Origin of the sequence: Vibrio ezurae NBRC 102218, from assembly GCF_000467185.1 — a bacterium.
GTDB classification, from domain to species: Bacteria; Pseudomonadota; Gammaproteobacteria; order Enterobacterales; family Vibrionaceae; genus Vibrio; species Vibrio ezurae.
Genome location: NZ_BATM01000020.1, coordinates 15,374 through 35,946, shown reverse-complemented (window position 1 = coordinate 35,946; position 20,573 = coordinate 15,374). Strand labels below are relative to the sequence as shown.

Here is a 20,573-nt window from a genome sequence, read left to right as displayed (position 1 = left end):
GCTCAGACCTGAATACTCAAACTCTAATTGCTAGTAAAAATGACATTCCAGTATTTAGACTATCAGTCTATAAAAACGCACTTATATAGAATCCAGAGCCCTCGCAAATATATGATGACTCCGGATTTCTAATGCTCGGCAATAGCGAAGCACAAAGTGGTGAAACTAATTTAACTTAACCGCTATAAACGTCTCTTTACCTGAATCTTTCAGGGTAAAGTCCCATTCATCAACAGAAGATGCTTCATAAGTAACATCTTTGAAATCGAACTTCTGTGAGTAGTCTCTACTTCGGCTCCAATAGCCCATACCGTGATCAAACAGTAGTTTGACTTCGCAACCATCTTTTAGTTCGATGCGCATAATGCGGCTATGTGATAGTTCTGATTTATCAACGATATCTCCATAGACTTCGATACCTAGGGTCTGAGATGAATCATAAATAAAATCCAAAACATCGTTAGCTTCTAAGAAGTTATCACCGATTGACGTTGATGCTCTTTGGCCTGTTCGTGGAGCAACCGTATTTATTTCCGATGAGAAACGCCCGTACCGCTTACCAAGTGCAGCAAGTATTTGGTTAATCAATACTGCACTGATTGGGCTGACAACATATTGGTCACTGTAGTGAATAGAGCTAATATTATTGTTTAATGTTTCATCCAAAGATTGAATATTGCTAGCCAAAAGCTCAACGAAGCTCTCTCCGAAAGAGTTGATATTGCCTCTTAATGACGACACATCACTTAAAATATAAGAGCTTTCACTCAATGTTGAGGACTGCGCTAGTGCTTCTAGGTTAAATTTAGTTGAATTGAGCACAAGATCTTTCGTAGCTGTTACCAGGCATTTCTCTTCACCGCTCCCCCAGTACTCATTCGCCCCTAGTTGACTTACCTCATCTGTCGCGTACCAATGCACCTTAGTGCCAACTTTTAGGGCCATAACTGGGAATGCACCCGAAGCTAAATCCACTGGCTCAGTTAATTGTTGGAAGTCGACAGAGCCAATAGGCATAGTTCGAGCTATTTCCCACGCCAAATCAGAGTCGATAGATTCAGCTAGCTCTTTAGACAGATAAACCGTACATGGGATACCCTTAGTAGCAAGGGTTGTGATTTTTTCTCGGATACTCCACTCACCAAAATGCCACTCTGGCGAGCCCAAGAACACACTTACCCGATTGCAAGAATGCCCAAGTCTAGACAGAACCTGAGAAGCACTGCTGAGTTCAACTACCGAAGAGTCACCAAAGAAACGTCTATCTGCCGCTAGAGCTAGGCCTTCAAGTACCTTATTCTCTTCTAACTGTTTAATTAGATAATTACGGTTGAGTACTTTTACATTGTGCTGAGTATCGTAGTCTAACAAGCAAGCATGACATGCTGTTTCGCAACCATTAGGGCACTGCCTTAAGTAGTCCATAAGCCCATCTAAAAGACGCGACAATACCTCTGGTATGGAACTCGCGAAGCCAGCTCCCTGAGTCGCAGAGTCAAAGATGTATAAACTCACCACCTCTTCAAACGACTCTGTTCTTTTGTGTTTCGTGACAACACCGAGTTCTTGAGTAGTGATGCCTTTCTCATCTGAGTACATTTGTCGGAGTGCCACACCGAGCGTATAGAGCAAGGTTTCATCAGATATCCAGCTACCCGAGGTAGGGTTCTTCAACTGCAGCTCAAACATAGCCGTGCTTTGCGGATACCCCATGATGAAAGGCATAGAGATTTCTTTTTCAGATTTACTTATCTCGCTGGTTTTGACTCCCCAGCCTTCTCTAACACCATCGCACATGACCTCGCCCTTGACCTTAAAACCCTGAAGTCGTTTATGCGTCTTTAATATATGAGGCTCTTTGGACAGTCTAACGTGGCCCATAGGTGTCTTTTCTACACTCAAAGGCTCGGCTCTACCGCAGCACCAGCACAACGCGTATCCACCACCTTCTCCATCGTTGTAATGAAATATAGAGCCGTATTCAGACACGCGGTAACGTCCAACGCCAGAGCTAGAGAGCGGCTGCCACTGAGCATCGTTCAAAGCAACTTTAGGTTCTCTGTATCCTGAATAGCTTGGCGACACATAGTTGTTGTGTAGTGGCTTATTAAAATCAACAACGAAGCCCGATGGAACAATAAACTCACTCCAGGTTAGTCTGTCGCTATCACAATCAGTACAACGAATGTTTGCTCGTTCAGAACTCACGGACTCAAAGCCTATGTTCCCGCAGTGCTCACACTCCCATTGATACTCAATAAGCTGTTCTTGTTTAATATCATTCCCAGAAAACGGCATCTTCCAATTGAGTTGAAGACCTTGCGACTGATAAACAGCCCCGTCACGAACGATTTCTGACCCTGGCGCGTATTCTCTAAGCGCTACCTCAAGGCCTCGACTTGGATACGAAGTTCGATGTTGAGATTTTCCATCATCTCTTGAGTTATTTTCACTGCGGTTATCAGTAATTAATTGAACCACGCCAGTAGGAAAACCATAGCCTGGCAAATAACCAGTATTAGCTAACTCAGCTAATAAATAATCTCGCTCCAAGCGCTTTAATTGTCTTGCTAGTTTTTTAGACGCAGGAGAATTACTGTCACTTGTCGCTACAATTTGTGTGTTGAGAGATTCGTACCTGCGCATCCACTTGATATGTGAGGATTCAATAGCATTTAATGCACTCTCCATAAGAATACTATTGAGATGACCAGCAAATACCGAATCAAACTTAAGGCTATCTATACCAGCAAGTACACTTTCATCATTACCTGCAGGACCCGCTAACCAATTTATAAAGGCATTAAATGGATTAAGGCCACTGTCACCCAGGAAGAATGCGCCAACTTGCATCTTCAAAAGATTGTTTGAGCGACTTTTCTCGATCTTCAAAAAGCTCGCTAGCAAGAACGCATTGATATGACGCTGCACAATGGTTCCACTGTCTAGCGAAACCTTAGGCACTCGGATAGGAGTTGCGAAGGGCCATTTTGGCTCGCTAAACACACGCTCACCATGAGGTGTTGCTTTACAGAAAGTCAACGCAAGTGCAGTTGACTCCCTGCGTCGGCCTGCTCGACCAGCACGCTGAAGATAGTTCGAAGTACTCGGTGGAACATTGTTCATTGCCACCATACTAAGAGAGCCAATATCTACACCCATCTCCATCGTAGTTGAGCAACTAAGAACGTTTAAGTAATCTTTTTTAAACGCTTTTTCAAGGCGCTTGAGTTTATCAGAGCTTTGTTGGGCAGAGTGCTCAGCGGCACGAACTAGAGGGACTCCCGCGATTACTCTGTCATTGATATCAGACCAACGTCCATGATCACGATGAGTGTTCAATACATCTTCGTCAGCCAACCAGTTTCTTATATCAGCTGGAGAGCTATTGACTATTTCAGTCTCTGGGTGAGTTATTTCGAATGGCTCATCACATCGAACATCATCCAATGTTGATGAACCTGTAGTATAAGGAGACAACCCTCTAAAAGTTGTATCGAGCCAACGATTAGTGACGGGGCATAACCAAGCTTTTCCAATAGGTGCAAACTCAATTTTCTCGTCAAACTTTAGGTTGTAGCCTGACAGCTCATTACCGGTACTCATTTCTTGTCGCTCTGCAAGAGTGAGCAATTGAGTACGTTTCGTCAGCAAGCCCCAGATAAACGATAACACTGAGTTAAAGAGCTCTCTCTCATCCTTAGCTACTCTACCTGAACCCAGTTCAAGTAAACGCACTAAACGGTGCTGTAGACCGTTGTTGACTACAGGGAATCTAAAGAGTGCTTTTTTCTCAAAGTCATCCTTATACTCGTAGCTCGACTCTTTCAGCAATCTAGGGTTAAGTTTTGCCCCCATCCAATTGATGACACTTCTATCAATATCGACAAGCGTGTTTTCTCGGATATAAAAATCCATACAGATCTTCAGATAATGTTTAAGATCTTCAAGGTTAAAACCTAAACTTCTCCACTCTGATGAAGTCACATCTTCTTCAGTTAGCTTGGCGATTGCTGGGTAGTGAAGACTAATCAAGCCCATAGATTCAAGGTTGTTGGCATTCTTACCACGCCTAGAAAATTCTCGCTTTAAGAAAAGATCAGCCAGATTATCTGCATCACTCAAAAGCTCCGATCTTAGTCGATACTCTCCAGGAATACGCTCATCATATTTCTCAAGAGCCTTCCCCTCCAACAGGTCTAGCTCTGCACCAGAAAGTAGCTGTATCTCAGGCAATGTGCTGAGGCGCTCTTTTAGCTCAGACCAGCTTACTTTCTTTGAAGGTATTTTTTTCAGCTGTTCGAGGTAGTTCTTTTCGAGAGGGGCAATCATATCCTCAGGGAATTTGTTTTCCCTCATAACTTCAATAGAGTCTTTTATTTTCTTTAGCTCTTCTGGTAAATCCAGTCCGCCTGCCTCAAGAACCGCAGTCTTATAAACCTGGCTTCTCGTCCAGTTACGCTCGGAATCCAACTGCATTTTTGCGGAAAAACGAGCGGTACCCTGACGACTATCGGTAAAGGTAATTAATCGCTTACCTTTTAGGTCATCACTATTGTTACCTGGGATGTGTCGCAACATAGCCGGTACTAGTGACCCCATTAGGAACGGAGAACCTAGCAAAGCTCGTTTGAATTGTGTATTCGGAACATTCTCAACCCCATGACAATGGGCACAGCGGAGTCCATCATCACGGTCATTTTGGTTGTAGAAGATATCTAGATGCTCTGATTCAAAGGCTTCTGAAATTCGGTTAGTTTTCGGATCAATACTAACGTGGGTGCAACCCAGTTGATCATGCGCATTTCCTAAAGCATCTTCCTTAGCAAATATCTGAACATTGGCTTCGAACTCAGTGTCAATTTTTTCATCCGACGTCTGTTCGTATTCATCTATCTCGTCAACATAATCATCTAGCAGATCAGTTTCTCTTGGCTCAAGTAACTTAATGCCACCCTGTGCCGTTGTTTTAGCAGCGGCAAGGCTTGGTGTCCCACAGTCTTTGCAATGAGTAAGCTCGAAAACTGGCGCTCCACACTCACCTTCACAGTGAGTTCGCTCACTTGTATAAACCATACCGAACTTCCACCCATCTTGCAGCTCGGTATTGGCTTTGTTGCAACAGTTTGAATCAGAGCAAGCCCACAAACCTCTTTGTGAACGGTGGAAAATATGAGCACGCACAGGTAAAAACGCCTGTTGGCTGCTATCACCATTAGGATAAGCAGTAACTGCTAGATCAATAATTTCTAGCGCTTTTGCCAACTCCGATTGAGAAATGCTTTCTGACTTGCTTGGCTCGAGGATAAGAGCTATTTCTTCAAGTGTGTGGGGCTCTCTTGTCAGCAGCTCTCGCATTTCACGAAGCATTGGAAAGCCACTCATGTAATCGAAAAGCTCACCAGAACTCATACCCTTCGCATTCTCGATACTAAATGATGACTCGCGGCCTGTTGCATTAATTTCTGGGATTGAACGATGACCATTAACCACTGCAACCTGCTCAGGTAAAACACCCGCAACCTTAGCCAGAAACCTTTGAAGATCTCTGTTTGTTTCTTCTTGCTTGTTCTTATCACCAATAGTTGCTGATGTTGCCACGAAGCGAACATCTTGAGGCTCTACACCATAGGCATGCATAACCCTACGCAATAACAATGCAATTTCAGCGGCCTGAGAGCCAACGTAGGTATGAGCTTCATCCAAAACTATCCACTTTAGCTTCCCTTGAGACTTAGCCAGGATTTCTTCGTCTTGTTGACGAATGAGCATGTACTCCAACATAGTGGCATTCGTAACCAGGATCGGTGGTGGAGAAGACCAAATATCTTTCCTATTTGTAACCTGTTCAGGAGCGCTGTTTCGACTAAAGCTTGCGTTAGAAAGGTTTTTAGACGGAGCTTGAGTCGGTGTTTCACCATTATAAAGAGCAAACCTAACTTTGCCTTCAAATCCACGAGTCCACGCGCTTAAACGCTCTTTCTGTGAATTGATCAACGCATTGAGCGGATACAGGAAGATAGCCTGCGTTCCTTCAAGTGTAGCGGTGCTCTGCTTCGACTGCTTCGCTAAGTCATTCAACAATGGAACAAGGAAACACTCTGTTTTACCAGAACCTGTACCAGAAGTGACCACTACTGATTTAACTTCGTCTGAAGACAAGTAATCCCAAGCTTCTAACTGATGTTTATAGGGCGGTCTGTCCAGTGGCCAAGTATAATCCTCTTGTATATCCTCAGCCCAACGCTGTTCAACAATGCCTTTTGAACGATATTCTTCTTTTTCTTCAAAAGAGTCAGGAAAAGGCATCGGTGGGTGCGATAAGTTTTCAACAAACGCTCGCTCTAACTTACCTTGGTTCGCCAAGCCTTGTAGATCATTGTCCCGATTTTCTGAAGCCCAACCAAAAGTTGCTTCAAAAACTGGTTGCGCAAAAAAGTCATTCCCTTTGCCGTACTTAACTTGGAACTCACCCTGCAAAAACCTTCTCAAAGGTGCTGATTTCAGCTGAAGCCGGTTAATCACAGCCTGTGAAGTAACGGAAGAAAGGTCTTTATACAGAGACTTAAAATTGATTGCTTTTGTAGACATTATTCTCAACCTATTGCGCGCGTGACTTAACAGCAGACTTTAATGCGATTGCCATCGATTCTTGCATCCATACTCGGTCAAACTGAGACAGACGGTTCAGAGCAAAGTTAATCAGTTTCGACTCTTCTTCATCGATATCTGCTGCTGGATACACGCCTGCATTATTGAGCGCTACCTTAACTGGCAACTCCAAAGGTATCGCCAAGCGCATTGCTTTCGACTTCTCCACAGAGTAATGCTGAGTAAAGCCTTTCAGTTCAGCATCTAGAAGATCTCTCGATAATCTAGAATCCAAAATTTCTTTTAAGCGAATGTCATTGTGCTTATTTTGAATGTGAGTTAGGAATCTGCCTTCGTGACGACTAAAGTATTCAGATTTCTGTTTGTGGAAATCAGCTATATGCGATGGTCCCTGTTCTGAAGAATAAATTGGCATGTCTAACCAACTCGGCTTGATGCCATATAGAATGAAGATCGATGCTTCTACAATGGCAGCATAATACTCTCCCTTGTCAGACAGGTTTTGTAATCGACTCTTCAACATCGTATTTTGAATCTGCTTAAACTGGTCGGCGGGCAATTTATCTTTCATCATCAGCAACGAATCCATAGTGCTCTTGGTCGTTAACGAGATGGCTTCGACCCACTGTCTCAGAGATACGTTCAACCACTCAAATGGCATATCATGTGATATCGACCAAACCGATTCAAACTCCTCTGGGCTCTCCTGTTTCAGCAACAGTGCAGCAAACACGTCCGGGTTTGCTGAAAGACGCTTAAATATATGGAAGGTTGTTGGGTTGGCAATAGCAAGCTGCTCCACAAACGACTGCACTGTCTGCCAATCGCCATGCTGGAGGTCAAACATCAACTCTCTCAATGAGGCATCCATCTCTGAATAATCAAAGCTTCTAGTCTCAGGATCAAAAGGCAAATCTTTAATAGACAACTGTAAACGAGAGTAATCGTAGCTTGTCTTTTCTAATTCTTGTTGGGGTACTAACACAGCTCTCGGTTGAATCTTTCGGTCATCTTTAGAGTACACAAACCAAGGACCAGGCTCATTAATTTCTGGCAACTCGAAAAACAGCTCGCCTCTGTCTCCCTCAGACTTAAGCAATGGTATATGTTCGCGAGATAGATCCCATATTGGAGCCGTGTAGAGTTCTATGGACTCTGAATTACTATGCTTGTGAGCACCATGGATGCGGAGCATTGCGTTATTCTCTCTCAAAGACGCTACTGGATATTTAAACTGTTCAATTGGAGGAACTCGCGACTCCAAAAGCTCTTTTCCCGAGTAGAACTTAAACGAAACACGATCACGAGTATCGTCAGATTGTGTAAACAGAGCTTGAGCCATACGAGCCAGCTCACCGCTCCCTATCGTAGTTTTTGACTCTGGGATTTGAATTACACCCGTGACACCCGCTTTAATTCTTTTATGCTGCATGAGTGCAGCGGACACGCTGATTGAACTGTCTTCTTGATTAAGCTTGACTTTGAGACTACTCGCATAGAGATCGTCCAAGGTGATCTTATTGCCCCGAGCATTCAGCGTATTGCCATTTCTACCTAGCAGACATACACCCGATTGCTGCGAGTCAAATTCAAACGTTAAGGTATTTATAAGAGAATTGTTCCAACCTAAAACTGGGTGGAAAGTATCAGGCATGCTTGCTGGAATCTGAACTTCAGCAAAGAATATATCCTCAATAACGTCCACATCTCTTAACCAGTTCTTCTCATTTTCTACAAAGCCAAGGTCGGTATTATTGAAACCGACAGCTTTTAGCTCAATCTCGCCCCTGCCATGGTGAATCACATTGAAGTCAGACGAGGCTGGCAAAATCGCACACTTCATTTGCCACATTACTTGTCCAGCATTAAACCAAATAATTGAACCCAAACCATAAGACAAGGCTTCAGAATTTAGCGGTAAAAGCGAATCAGAATCAACACTCTTCCAGAATAATTCCTCACTAGGAATAGGTTGAGATTTGTTCACACCAAACCTCATCATTCCAACAGGTTTCCCCACAAATACGTGCTGATGTGATATTGCCTCATGATTACGTTGGCCTTCAAGCCAACATGTGACATCTTGAGCTTCCTCTGCACCTGTAGTTACCTCAATGAACCCATAATCTAATTCAACTTTTGCTTTACCAACAACACGGTAAATATCCCGACCTAAACTCGCAATGGTTCCTGCTTTCTCTACCTTAGATCTAGAATTTGCTGCTTCTACTGTGCCAGAGTGAACAATTAATGCCGCTGATTGTTTTACTTGAACATTACCTTGACCAAGATACTGAGACTTCTCGCCTTCAGAAGAAAAAATCCAAGGTAGTGCTTTATTAAGCTCTTCACCTCGATAATAGGTGTCACTATTGAACTTGTGTCCATCGCTCCAAAGCTCATAGCCAATATTACTCGCAGCATCAGCGTTATAAAAATGAGTGAACTTGGTTATAACCTGCCATCTTTTATTGGCATACCCCTTAAGGTTGAAAGACGCAGTTCTGACTCGCTCACCTGTATTTGTCTGTGTGTACAAATCAAAGAACTTAGGCAAGCTCTCCAAAGAGAGTACACGAGACAAATCTTGTGGGTGGATAGTATGGTTAACATAGGTTTCAGCCACTAAGTCCCAATGTCCCATATCTTCTCTTAAGTAACGTTTTATTCTGACCGGGTTTTGCTCACGGCGAATGATTGTTGAAGTCCTGCGAACTAATCGCCCGATTAATTCATGGGCCTCTTCATCACAAAGTAGAAATGGTAGTTCATCTCTCCACTGTGGATGGCGCACATCTAGAGCTATAACTGGGTCAGGTTCGCCGTGTAGATAATAGGTATCTCGATACTCCATCAGCTTAGTAATTAAAACTGTCGCAAGCTTGGCAAAAGGAGGTTGCTTTAGCGTTTCAGGTAACAATTGCAACTGCTGATGAGAAATATCGCTAATTTCAGAGGTGTGGTGAAATAGAGCATATTGGGAAATCACCTTATCCAAATACTCAGGCACTGGCCCACTGCTCAAGCCAACAAGACCTGATCTAGGGAACCCACCTTGACAATATAAAGTCGCAAAATATTGATTTGCAGAAGAGGTTGAATAAAGATCGATACCCCAGTATTTTAGACCTGCTCTGACAGAATCATAGATATAAGTGTTAAGTCGATTGCTATGTGATATGTCGATACTTCTCAGGACAACTGGCCAGCGTTCTTTCCCACCCGTAAAGTTTCTCTGAATCCAGGTAGCCAAATACAGCGTGAAAATTTGATCGAATTTTTTGCCATAACCCGCGCAAGAGTGTTGATTAAATACAACAGACGGCTCTTTAGCTCTGAAAAGCGCCCTCAACAACTTGTTCATTTGTTGAAGTTCTTCGTCCGTCACCTTCAGTGCCCACAATGGCATCCCTTTTTTAGGTTTCGGTCTTTTAGACTCAAACTCATTGAACCATTGTTGCATCGTTACCACAGGACTTTGAACACCATCTAAAATCATATCAATCACTTAATGCTAGTTAATTTTTTTGTTGGCTATTATGTACTGATAATAAAAGCACATGATAACAACCGCCCACTTATAGTACTTGATACCTATAAAGCCTCAATACATAAGCAATTAGCTCACAGAACTTCGTTCTAAAACTTTGATCTAAATTCTTTAAATACAAAATATCACACGGCGGCTCACCATATTTATCACATTCCGCCATTCATAGTATTTAGATTAGTGCTGAAGCATCGTCTTCATGGGAACTATCACATACTCAAATATGTTATTGAGTTTTATAAGCTTCTAATCTCAGCTGCCTTTGGCCATTTCACCCTAGACTTACCCTCCAGAGAGATATCAAACGGAACAACCCAGAGCTTTAGACCACCAGCAAAATCAAAACTGTGCTCTATCGGGTCTCTAAACCCATCATGACCTGGGTAAATCAGATATAGCTCACCCTTGCCCTCAAGATACTTGTGCCCGTAGGCGAACATCTGATACATGTCGGATTGGGAGATGCCGTAGTTGTGCTCGGTGACGTCTATGAGCTTCCATTTTGTGTCTAGGACTATAAAAGGCTTACTGGACTTCTTGATTAGAAGATCAGGCTTAAGCAAAAACTTGTTTTTATTTTGGTGAGTGACCAAGTACTTTGACCTGGCTTGGGTTAAAAGCTGGGCTTGATTGCCAATCTGTTTACTCAATATTGAGGCAACATAGCTTTCAAATACCGCTTCCATTGGGAACAGTAAAGAGAGTGCGTTGGAATCACCTTTCATACTTAAAGGAGAAAAACCGGCCAGAATGAGCTTTGCCCAGTCAAGTGGGGCATGGTAGTCACTCATGCCTCTATCTAATCTCACTGCATTAATGTCTTGCGCGACTGACTTTGATGAAGGTACATCAATAAACGCGAACTGAAGCTCTCGCAGTAGCTTTTGATTGGACGACATTCGGGTATATTGAGCGACTTTTTGTAGCGCGGTTGCGATAAGTCTATTTGCAGGTCGATTTACCAAGTACTCGTCATATTGGACATAGAATTTATGTCTATTGACCAGATTGTGTTTGAGCTGGTGGCCAATTAGCAGTTTGCCTTTCTGGTAGCTGAGGTTGTCTTGTTGGGTGACATAGTCACTTTTCAGGCCGCGCTTAATAAGCTTATTCACCGATTGCAAAAACTGATGAATAAACACCTCAAGCAAAGGCATTTTCTTATTCGCGATGCTGGCCTGATGGGCACTGATATATCTAAATGAGCCAAGATGTGCGAGCATCATAAGAAGCATCTGGCGAGAATTTTCGATTGCGCGTTCTTCACTCTCAGCTTTGCGCCCGACTTTTGGCAGAACCTCAATATGCTCACCAGTGGGTGTGAATAGCACACCCACATAGTTTTTCACCTGAATAAGCTCCACCCCATAGCGCTTGGTTAAACTAAGGCACTTATATAAATCGCTCTCTTCCGCACTCAAACTCACCTCTTTGAGGTAGTTAAAAGCGCGAGTAGAGATTCGAGATGCACCCAAGGATTCAGCATCTTTGGAATGGGTTAAATAGCCATACTCAAATACAATAGTATGCATGCCTATGAATCATCCTCAGCATTTGCAGAGGTTTGTTCATCGATATCAGCCTTTGAGGATATGCTATGATAAATACCTTCATAAGCATTTGGTTCGCTCCAAACCGGAGCTATTTTTCCCGCTAAGGTATGTTTAATAATAGCTTCACCATAACCATCGAGCTGATGATTGCGCCCAAACAACGTAGTTAGTTCATCACTTGTTTGTTCTTCCCTAGTCACAAACTGCAAGTTTTTTTCTTTTTGGTTATCAGCCAACACCAAACGGATCTTTTCCCAGTCTTCGAAGAAATACTCTGCCAACAGCGGAATAATCTTGTTTTGAAAGACGTAAACTAAATCATCAAAATTTTGAACTCCCATGAAGAAAGCATGACCTAAGGTATGCTCTCTGTCATAGAGGATTTCGATGCGTTGGTTTAGGGCTTCAAGCAACTTTTGTAGATCAATATCGTCAACCACCTTGCCTGCCAACAAGCTAGAATTTGGCATCATCTCTTTAAAATCAAAACGGCGACGAAGAGCGGTGTCCATCATGGCAAGAGAACGGTCGGCAGTATTCATGGTGCCGATGATATGGAGGTTGTTGGGAACAGCGAACTTAGCACCCGAATGAGGCAATACCACCTCCAATGCTTCTTCAGCGCCCCACCGCTTTGAAGGCTCGATCAAGGTAATCAGTTCACCAAAGATTTTGGAAATATTGCCCCTATTGATTTCATCAATCACCAGTACATAGTTTTGCTTCTGTCGCTGTGTACTTTCAGGTAAAGCTGTTGGCGTGCGTTTTTGGATCTGTTTGAGCGCTCTTATAAAATAGCTTGCACCCTGCTTGGCTAGGCCCGAAACAGATGGATTCTTTTTGATTTCTTGGCGCGTCGTCACACCATCCAGGTAGAGAGTTTTCAAATCATCGAACTTCATTATTGAAGAAGAGCTCCAGTTACCTCCATACCTAAACCCGTTATCTTCTATATAGGTTATTGAGCAGGCATCGGTTAAGGGGAAACCCTCTGTCTCGGTTTCCATTATGGCCTGTTTAAACTCATCTAGCGCTAACTCAAATTTCTGTTCTTGGTCTAGCTTGTGCTGATCTTTCTGGCTATCTTCTAAGTTCTCTTTGGCAGAACGAGAGATTGATTTAAAGATGCCATCTTTAACCACATAGTTTATTTGCTCGTTCGCTGTCACTTTTGCTGATAACCCCTCCACAAACTCTTCGTATCCATAGCTTTGATGGAAGGTGACGAATTGAATACGCTTGGATTCAACAAGTTCAACGTATTTAGCTTTCAGTTCAGCTCGCGTTTCCCAGACAAAATTCGGTTCTGCCACTTCTACAGAGGCTTGAATGGTATGGTAAGTTTTACCTGTACCCGGAGGCCCATAAAGGATTTGATTCAATGGTGTGTTCACAACTTTCATGGCGATATTCTCATTCGACTCAAGTGAGTCCATATCATTCTCTTCAAGCTGAATACCTGTAATTTGAGCTAAGGTCATATCGAAAAATGGCATTAAGATTTCCCGCTCAAAATCAGCATACTGAGCCGTCGGCACCTGATACACAGTACCGTTGTAGTTAGGAGTCCAACCAAGCTGCAGTGACTCATAGTGCTTCAACGATGCCAACTTTTTTATTGTTTCGTAGCGCCTAAATACCCACCCTTCATCAAATGGAGCAGCTTCCATAGTCTCCAAGCGACTCGTAACCCTAACAATCGCTTGTACATCACCGCTCCTTGAAAGACTTACGATGTCCCCAACGGCAATCTCAGATATAAACTTTTTACCTTGAGATTTTTTGGTGTTCTGATGGACACATAGAAGGCAGTTGTCATCGAGCCATTTTGATTGATCCCACGAAATATCTTTCTTTCCATGAGACACCTTCCATATGTTTGGTAAGTTGATATCAGGTCGGGTTGAAGTGATCGTGTAACCTTCCTTTTTCAAGGCTCTTTCCGCAGTATGTGTATTTATGTCTTGGTAAGGAACCCCAAACAACGCACTATAAAAGCGCTTCACAGGTAGCCTCTCGCCTTCGATTTCTACAAACTGATAGAATTGGGAATCTTCATAAGCCTGAGATTTAACAATCTCTATGGCCTTTTCAATACTGTTTTTAGTCATTTTATAAGCCCAAAAAAAAGGCAGCCGCAGCTACCTTGATGTTTAAAAATCTACAACGCTTTCTTAGCAGCGCGCTTTCTGGCAGATTCAGCTTTCTTGGCCACTTTTGCCAATGCTTCGGCTTCCTTGCGAGCTTTCGCAATACGCTCTAGTAGCTTATCGGCTGGCTCATCGTTTGGATCTTGCGGAACCAACTCACCTCGGAAGGCTTTTGCTAGGATGCTTTGAGTTAGATTGTCTACTCTAGCTTGCGCTTTTTTGACTTGTACTTCGATGGTGTCGGCGAGTGCGAAATATTGGTTGACTAGGTGAACAATTTCTTTTTGTTCTTCAATAGCTGGAATATTCAACTCTAACGACTCAATCATGCTTTTAGTTAATGCTTGGCGAGTAGCCCCATAGTTTTCTCCCTCTATCCATTTCTGCATTTTGGGTGATGCTAAATAGATATGTAAGTAATGTGGAAGTAAAATCCTTTGGTTACAGCGAATTATGGAAACATGCTGATTAACTCTACCACCGACAAAACTTTCCGGAGCTAGATTCACTCTACCAATTGAAGCTCCAGTAATATTCAGCAATACATCATCAAGCTCTATTTTAACGTTTTTTAGTTTCTCTGCCTGAACTTCATCTATGAAGGCTAAGTCGTCATATTTAATAAAAGTACTATGAATGTTCATCGATCTAACCAGAGGAATACCTTCAGCTTTATATGCAGCTTGGCCTCCTTTGGGAGTCGAGCCAGATCCAATCTTGGTCGTCATCGACTTCAAGCTAACTTCAGCTCTATTACTCCTATTTTCTGTCCACTCTTCCGTTAACTTCCCTGACACAGCGGAAGCGAGGACGGATTGGCGGAAGCGTTTTAGTAGGTCTGGGATGCCATCTAGACGGGCTTTAATGGTGTCGACCTGTGCCAATACCTCATCGAGTTTTTCAACGATGCGTTTTTGTTCGGCTATTGGTGGAATCGCCACAGGGTACTGCTCAAGATGCTTTTTATTTACACCTGACTGTCCAGCTGTTCTATCCGATGCAGACTCAACATAGTTATATAAGTTTGTATTTGATAAGTAATAATACAGGTACTCATTCGAGAAAATCCTGTCTCGAGGCTTAGCCTTCATTAAGGCGACGTTGTACGCACCCTCAAGCCCTCTTAGAATTTGAAAGATCGGGGGTCCATATCTACCGATCATAACCTCATTCTTAGTAACAAATCTTTTAGCCTTGTTTCTGGGAATATAAACAATATTGTTGTCCGACTTATAATCTCGAATTTGAATTAATCGAACACAATCACCTTCAGGCTCCACCATAAAGTCACTTTTTGGGGGCTGGCTACCCCCAACTATCTCAATGACCTCGCTTAATTTCGCAAATTCCCACGTGTTAGGAATCTCTAATTTGTGGGTATATGAACCTTCAACCACAACATGTTTATGAGTGTTTTCACTCATTTCCTAACCTCCGTTTTTTCTTCAAGCAACTGCTTCAGAGCATCAGCTTCATCATTCGCCCCAAGCGCTTGCATCAACTTATAGATCTCTGACATAGCCTCAGTCAGCTCTACCATTGCCTCACCAGCTAGCACTTCTGGCTCGGGTAGATTTTCAGCACTGGTCGCTTCTAGGTCTTTAAGCCAAGAGATATCTAGGCTGTCGCCTTTTTGGTCACGAATGTACTCACGGCTGAACTTACGGAAACGAGCGCTATCTACCTTGTGCGCTTTCTCGCTAATGTGCTCAACTGAGGTTTTACCCTCGGCACCTTTCTCGGCATAAATAGCACCTAGAGTTTCATAAACACCTTCAACACGCTCAGACTGACCATTTTTATCTGAGCCATAAGCATTAATAAAGGCATCAAAGTGCTTCTCTGTCAGTGGGCGACGCTTACCAAAGGTATTCATATTGGTTCGCATATCGAACACCCAAGTTTCCTTAGTGCAGTTTTTATCTTGGGTCGGGTTATCTAATGTACCTTTTTGGAAGAACAGCACATTGGTTTTTACGCCTTGTGCGTAGAAGATACCCGTTGGCAACCTGAGAATAGTGTGCAGGTTGCACTTGTCCATCAGGTCACGACGGATGTCTGTACCTTTGCCGCCCTCAAAAAGCACATTATCTGGAATCACAACAGCAGCGCGACCGCCCGGCTCAAGCGCGTCATAGATATGCTGCATGAAACAAAGTTGTTTGTTGCCTGTTGGGTGAACAAAAGTACGGGTAATATTACTACTAGAAGCACTACCAAACGGTGGATTAGTTAAGATCACATTCGCCTTAGGCAAATTCTCCCCTGCACTACCTAATGTGTTTCCTAAACGAATCGCACCTTCGTTCTTATCTCCTTCAATGTCATGCAATAAGCAATTCATTAAGGCTAATCGACGTGTTTCTGGTACTAGCTCCAAACCAACAAAGGCTTTGGTCATTTGGAAGTCTTGATCATCATCGTCTAGATCATCTAAATCGTTGGTTTGTGATTTGATGTATCTGTCGGCTTCAATCAAAAAACCTGCGGTGCCGGCGGCTGGATCTTGAATCACCTCACGAGGTTGAGGCTGCATGACTTTGATGATGGTGCTGATTAATGAACGGGGTGTAAAGTATTGACCCGCGCCAGACTTAGTTTCGTTGGCATTCTTTTGTAGCAAACCTTCGTACATGTCACCAAAGTCATCTCGAGATTTGCCTTTATCACCTTCAAACCACTCTAGTTTGTCCATGTTATCTACTAGTTCAGTCAACTGTGCTGGCTGAGTAATAGTTGTGTTCACATTTTGAAAAATAGCTCGAACAATAGGGTGTTCATCAGCGCCAAGTTGCACCAACATATTGCGATAAAACTGGTGTTGTTCTTGGCCTAGTTTCGCTTGCAGATCTTTCCAGCGGTAGCCTTGTGGCAAAAGCTCGTCTTCTTGGCCTGTTTCTTCACACATTTTTAAGAACAGCAATGATGCCAGTTCATTCACGTAATTTTGATAAGAAACACCGCCATCACGCAGGTTGTCACACAGTTTCCACAGTTTGGCGACTAGATCATTATTATTCATGTTTGTTCTCTTGTTTGTATAATGTTTGCTGATCATTGAAGCGATCAACAATCAAACTATTTGTATTAACCAGATTGTATGGGTTTAAGCTGGCTCGTCCCACATGTATTCTTGGAATTGAGTGAGTATGCCGTCTAAATCGTCATTAAAGACATTCATAAGCTTACGTTTTCCGCCTTTGCGCTTGTAATTGCCAGTTTTGAAGGTGTCATCATCTAGCACCACTTTGTCTTTGATGCTGGATGCAATGCGATCCAACCAATTGAGCTGCTCTTGGGTCCACTGTTTTTGCAACTTGATTTTATCTAGTGCCATCTCCACTCGCTGTTCAAACGGCATTAACGCATCACCCATAGCGGCGCGTCTGATATGCCCGATAAGGCGAGCAGCCACATCTTGATTTTTGGTTTCTTTCCACGCTTTTTTTAAAGTGGGCTCATTAAAGTGTTGTGCATCAAACCACTCTTGCAGCTCTAGCAAGCCCTTACGGGTTAAATCTCTTGGTCGATTGATAATGATATCTAATGCTTCTTGCTGGTTAGAAGATGAATCTACCAGCACGTCAAAGGCTTCTAGGAAATCTTGCGCTGTACCATGCTCGCCATAAACCGTTTCCACACGCAGCAGGGTATCATCGACATCGGTAAAGATAGGCATGTCACGTAAATCGTTTATCTCTTGCTTTAACTGCTCTAAGCGGCCTACTAGGTTAGGAACCTTATTGAACACCTCTGCCGACCATCTTGGACCTTTTTGCTTTAGGGTTGAGGCTAGGTTTGCAAAATCACAGCCCGCAGAATCTTGGCATATTTCATCAAAGCGCTTGATGTGGCTATCTATCTCTTTAGACTTAGTGCGATTGAAATTGGCATGGGTCGCGATGCGGTGCAGCTTTGCCACCAGCTGTTCATGGCTATGTTCAGCAAAACTTCTGCCATCCGCTTCAAGGGTTTTATAGGTTTCTGAGTCAGTAATTTCATTGACTAAGGTTTGCAACTCGACTTTAGGGCGCACCACGACTGGGCGCATGGTGTCGACGCTTTGCAAGGTAGAATAAAGATCTACCGCATCAAATATCTTAAATGACGTTTTACCCACATCAGGGCACAAGCGTGTTGCTCGTCCTTTCATCTGTTCATACAAAATACGACTGCGTACTTTACGCATGAATACCAGATTACAGATGCTTGGGACATCAATACCCGTAGTGAGCAAGTCAACAGTGACTACAATGTTTGGCAAACGCTCTAATTTGAAGCGCGTGATCATTGACTGAACCTTAGTTGAATCTTTGTCGGAGTCACCGGTTATTTTAATAATGGCGTCGTGCTCAAGCTCTGAGTATTTAGCTTTAAAGGCTGTTCGCAGTTCATCAACAACAGTGTCGGCGTGAGCGTTATTAACACAAAAAACCAGAGTCTTTTGTGGGCTAGTAGGATCGATATGATTGACTAGCTCTTCACACACAACTCTATTGAAGTTTGATGCGATCAGGGCTCGGTTAAAGTCAGCCACCTCAAAACCTTGCTCATCTTCTAAGGTATCGTTAATTAGTTCACCCTGATTGGATAAACGCTGCACTTCGGTACCACCCGATAAATAAACCCCTTGCTCACTGAGCTTGGTGATGATGCGAATGGGTGGTTCTTGGTCTGTTAAATAGCCATCAATCACGGCCTTGCGGTAACTGTAACGATAAACGGGTGACTTTTTCTCACCACCAAAGATGTCTATGGTATGCAGTGCAGGGGTGGCTGTAAGTGCGATCTTTACAGCATCAAAGTGATCTATAATGCGACGATAAGAAGAAATGAAATCTTGCTCATTACGGAACTTTTCCTCTCCTTCCGTCTGCTCTTTATCAAGGATATACCCTCGGTGGGCTTCATCGACTATGATGCAATCGTAACGCCCTACTGGCATCACTTCGTCACTTTGTAATGTGCGTTTAACCAGTGACTGCACGGTAGCCACATGAATTTTGGTACTGTTTTCAGGGAAACGGTCTGTCAGCCCTTTAACGTTAAAAATGGCGTTGAAGGTATCGCCTTTTATGCTGGTATCTTCAAACGAATCCAGCGCTTGCTTACCAAGGGAGGTGCGATCCACCAAAAACAGCACTCTCTTGAATCGCTGAGATTGAATCAAACGATACATTAAAGCAATGGCGGTGCGTGTTTTACCCGTACCTGTGGCCATCGCTAATAAGATGTCTTGCTGACCATTGACTATGGCTTGCTCTGTCGCCAGTACCGCCTCTTCTTGGTAATAACGAAGTCCAAGGTCGCTCATATCTTGATTGCGCGCAAACCAGTTATTATTAAGTTGATCATCACTCGCTAGTTTGGCGACTAATTCTTCTGGCTTGTGCCACTCTGGTAGCGCCTTCGGCATGTTGGTTGGGTGGCGAACATCTCGATACCAGATACCGCTTTTGGTTTTTATGGCCGCTTTGTAGCCGCGACCATTGGCAGAGAAGCAAAAAGGAATTTTAAACGGTTGCGAACCGCTAGAGTCAGCCCAAGAAGGAAGATAATTGCCTAACGCCTCTTCAACCTGCTCTTGTTGTTCATTACCACAAGCCGCTTGCCTTAACTCGCCTGTCAGGAAGTCAAAGTCGAAATACTTACTGTAGCGGTATGCTTCATTCAGCTTAGCCGACACATCTTTATTAGCCTTTTTCGCTTCCACAATCGCTATGGGCTTTAACCCAACGAACAATACATAATCTGCAAAACCTGTATGGCCTGTCTCATCTTTGCCTGTAGGCCATTCGGCAATAGCCATATTTCGACCTACTTGAGGGCGAGTGCCGTTGGCAAAGTTAAGGTTCTTAGTATCCGCATCCCAACCTGCTTTACGAAGCTGATTATCGATGAGGTAACGAGTCTCACTTTCGCTTAGATTAAGAGCACGCGAAGACGCTTCTTTGGTGATCTGCTGCTTGTATGCCTTGCGCTCAGATTCAGTCTTCTTCGACAGATCTGTTTCTTGCTCTTTGAGTTTGGACTCCAGAGCACTGATGCGAGCTTGGGACTGCTCTTGTGTCTCTTCTTGCTTACTTTCCAATACGGAAATATAACCATTTAACGCCGTTAGCTTGGCTTGTTGAGCCTCTACTTCCGCTTTAGTCTGTGTTTCACTTTGGCGAGCTAATGCTAATTCTTGCTTGAGGCTAAGAAGCTCTTCTTCAAATTGCGTGCCATTTTCGGAGCTAGGAAGGATAAACTCAGGAGCTGAGAAGTCGAAGTTTTTAGTGACTAATCGGTAGTACCAAACTGCAAGGCGGAATGCGAGGCGCAAACACATTTCAGCATCTTGCAAATCATCGTGATATTCGTGAACCGCTTGGTTGCCAATTTTACGTAGTTTATGGAATACATTTAAGATCCCATCATCAACAAAGGGAATTTTACCCAGTTCACGTAACAAATCATGCTGGTTTTCTGGTGTGTCTATATCGAGCAACTTAGCGAGGTGCTTTGCTGTAGCCTCACCAAACTGACGTAATTTTACTAACGTAGTGTTGGGATCATCTGGATAATTGTTCTCTGCCGCACGCGCAACGGTAAACAAAAAATCGTTCACACCCCTTAAAAACTCAAAATTGGACTTCGACATCAAGCTCTCCATAAAACCTGTAATTGCTTCCTCATATGTTTGAACACAATAAATCGAAGGAAACG

General features: G+C 43.3%; 7 protein-coding genes. All 7 read right to left on the bottom strand.

Annotation, left to right across the window (positions count from 1 at the left end):
* Positions 1-165: 165 nt before the first annotated feature.
* The 7 genes from VEZ01S_RS07700 to hsdR all read right to left on the bottom strand — a co-directional run bounded on the left by VEZ01S_RS07700 (position 166) and on the right by hsdR (position 20,508).
* A complete protein-coding gene (locus VEZ01S_RS07700; RefSeq protein WP_021713457.1) occupies positions 166-6,591 on the bottom strand; it encodes a DEAD/DEAH box helicase in 6,426 nt (2,141 codons plus the stop codon).
* A gap of 10 nt (positions 6,592-6,601) precedes the next feature.
* Positions 6,602-10,111, bottom strand: coding sequence for an STY4851/ECs_5259 family protein (locus VEZ01S_RS07695; RefSeq protein ID WP_021713456.1), 3,510 nt, complete (start codon positions 10,109-10,111; stop codon positions 6,602-6,604).
* A 287-nt stretch (positions 10,112-10,398) separates the two neighbouring features.
* Positions 10,399-11,694, bottom strand: a complete 1,296-nt coding sequence (locus VEZ01S_RS07690) for an McrC family protein (protein WP_021713455.1) — start codon at positions 11,692-11,694, stop codon at positions 10,399-10,401.
* A gap of 2 nt (positions 11,695-11,696) precedes the next feature.
* Entirely contained in the window at positions 11,697-13,826 is a 2,130-nt protein-coding gene (locus tag VEZ01S_RS16345; RefSeq protein ID WP_021713454.1) for an McrB family protein, read from the bottom strand.
* Between the two features lie 50 nt (positions 13,827-13,876).
* Positions 13,877-15,289, bottom strand: a complete 1,413-nt coding sequence (locus tag VEZ01S_RS07680; RefSeq protein WP_021713453.1) for a restriction endonuclease subunit S — start codon at positions 15,287-15,289, stop codon at positions 13,877-13,879.
* The gene (locus tag VEZ01S_RS07675) at positions 15,286-16,887 is read right to left on the bottom strand and encodes an N-6 DNA methylase (RefSeq protein WP_021713452.1); all 1,602 of its coding nucleotides are present in this window, start codon (positions 16,885-16,887) and stop codon (positions 15,286-15,288) included. Before VEZ01S_RS07675 ends, VEZ01S_RS07680 begins: the two co-directional genes overlap by 4 nt.
* A gap of 84 nt (positions 16,888-16,971) precedes the next feature.
* A complete protein-coding gene (gene hsdR, locus VEZ01S_RS07670) occupies positions 16,972-20,508 on the bottom strand; it encodes a type I restriction-modification system endonuclease (RefSeq protein ID WP_021713451.1) in 3,537 nt (1,178 codons plus the stop codon).
* Between the last annotated feature and the right edge of the window lie 65 nt (positions 20,509-20,573).

Bases quoted from the DNA above. Each gene is read 5' to 3' on its own strand.
- hsdR (WP_021713451.1), bottom strand. From the start codon at position 20,508: ATGTCGAAGTCCAATTTTGAGTTTTTAAGGGGTGTGAACGATTTTTTG.
- VEZ01S_RS07690 (WP_021713455.1), bottom strand. From the start codon at position 11,694: ATGCATACTATTGTATTTGAGTATGGCTATTTAACCCATTCCAAAGAT.
- VEZ01S_RS16345 (WP_021713454.1), bottom strand. From the start codon at position 13,826: ATGACTAAAAACAGTATTGAAAAGGCCATAGAGATTGTTAAATCTCAG.
- VEZ01S_RS07675 (WP_021713452.1), bottom strand. From the start codon at position 16,887: ATGAATAATAATGATCTAGTCGCCAAACTGTGGAAACTGTGTGACAAC.
- VEZ01S_RS07680 (WP_021713453.1), bottom strand. From the start codon at position 15,289: ATGAGTGAAAACACTCATAAACATGTTGTGGTTGAAGGTTCATATACC.
- VEZ01S_RS07695 (WP_021713456.1), bottom strand. From the start codon at position 10,111: ATGATTTTAGATGGTGTTCAAAGTCCTGTGGTAACGATGCAACAATGG.
- VEZ01S_RS07700 (WP_021713457.1), bottom strand. From the start codon at position 6,591: ATGTCTACAAAAGCAATCAATTTTAAGTCTCTGTATAAAGACCTTTCT.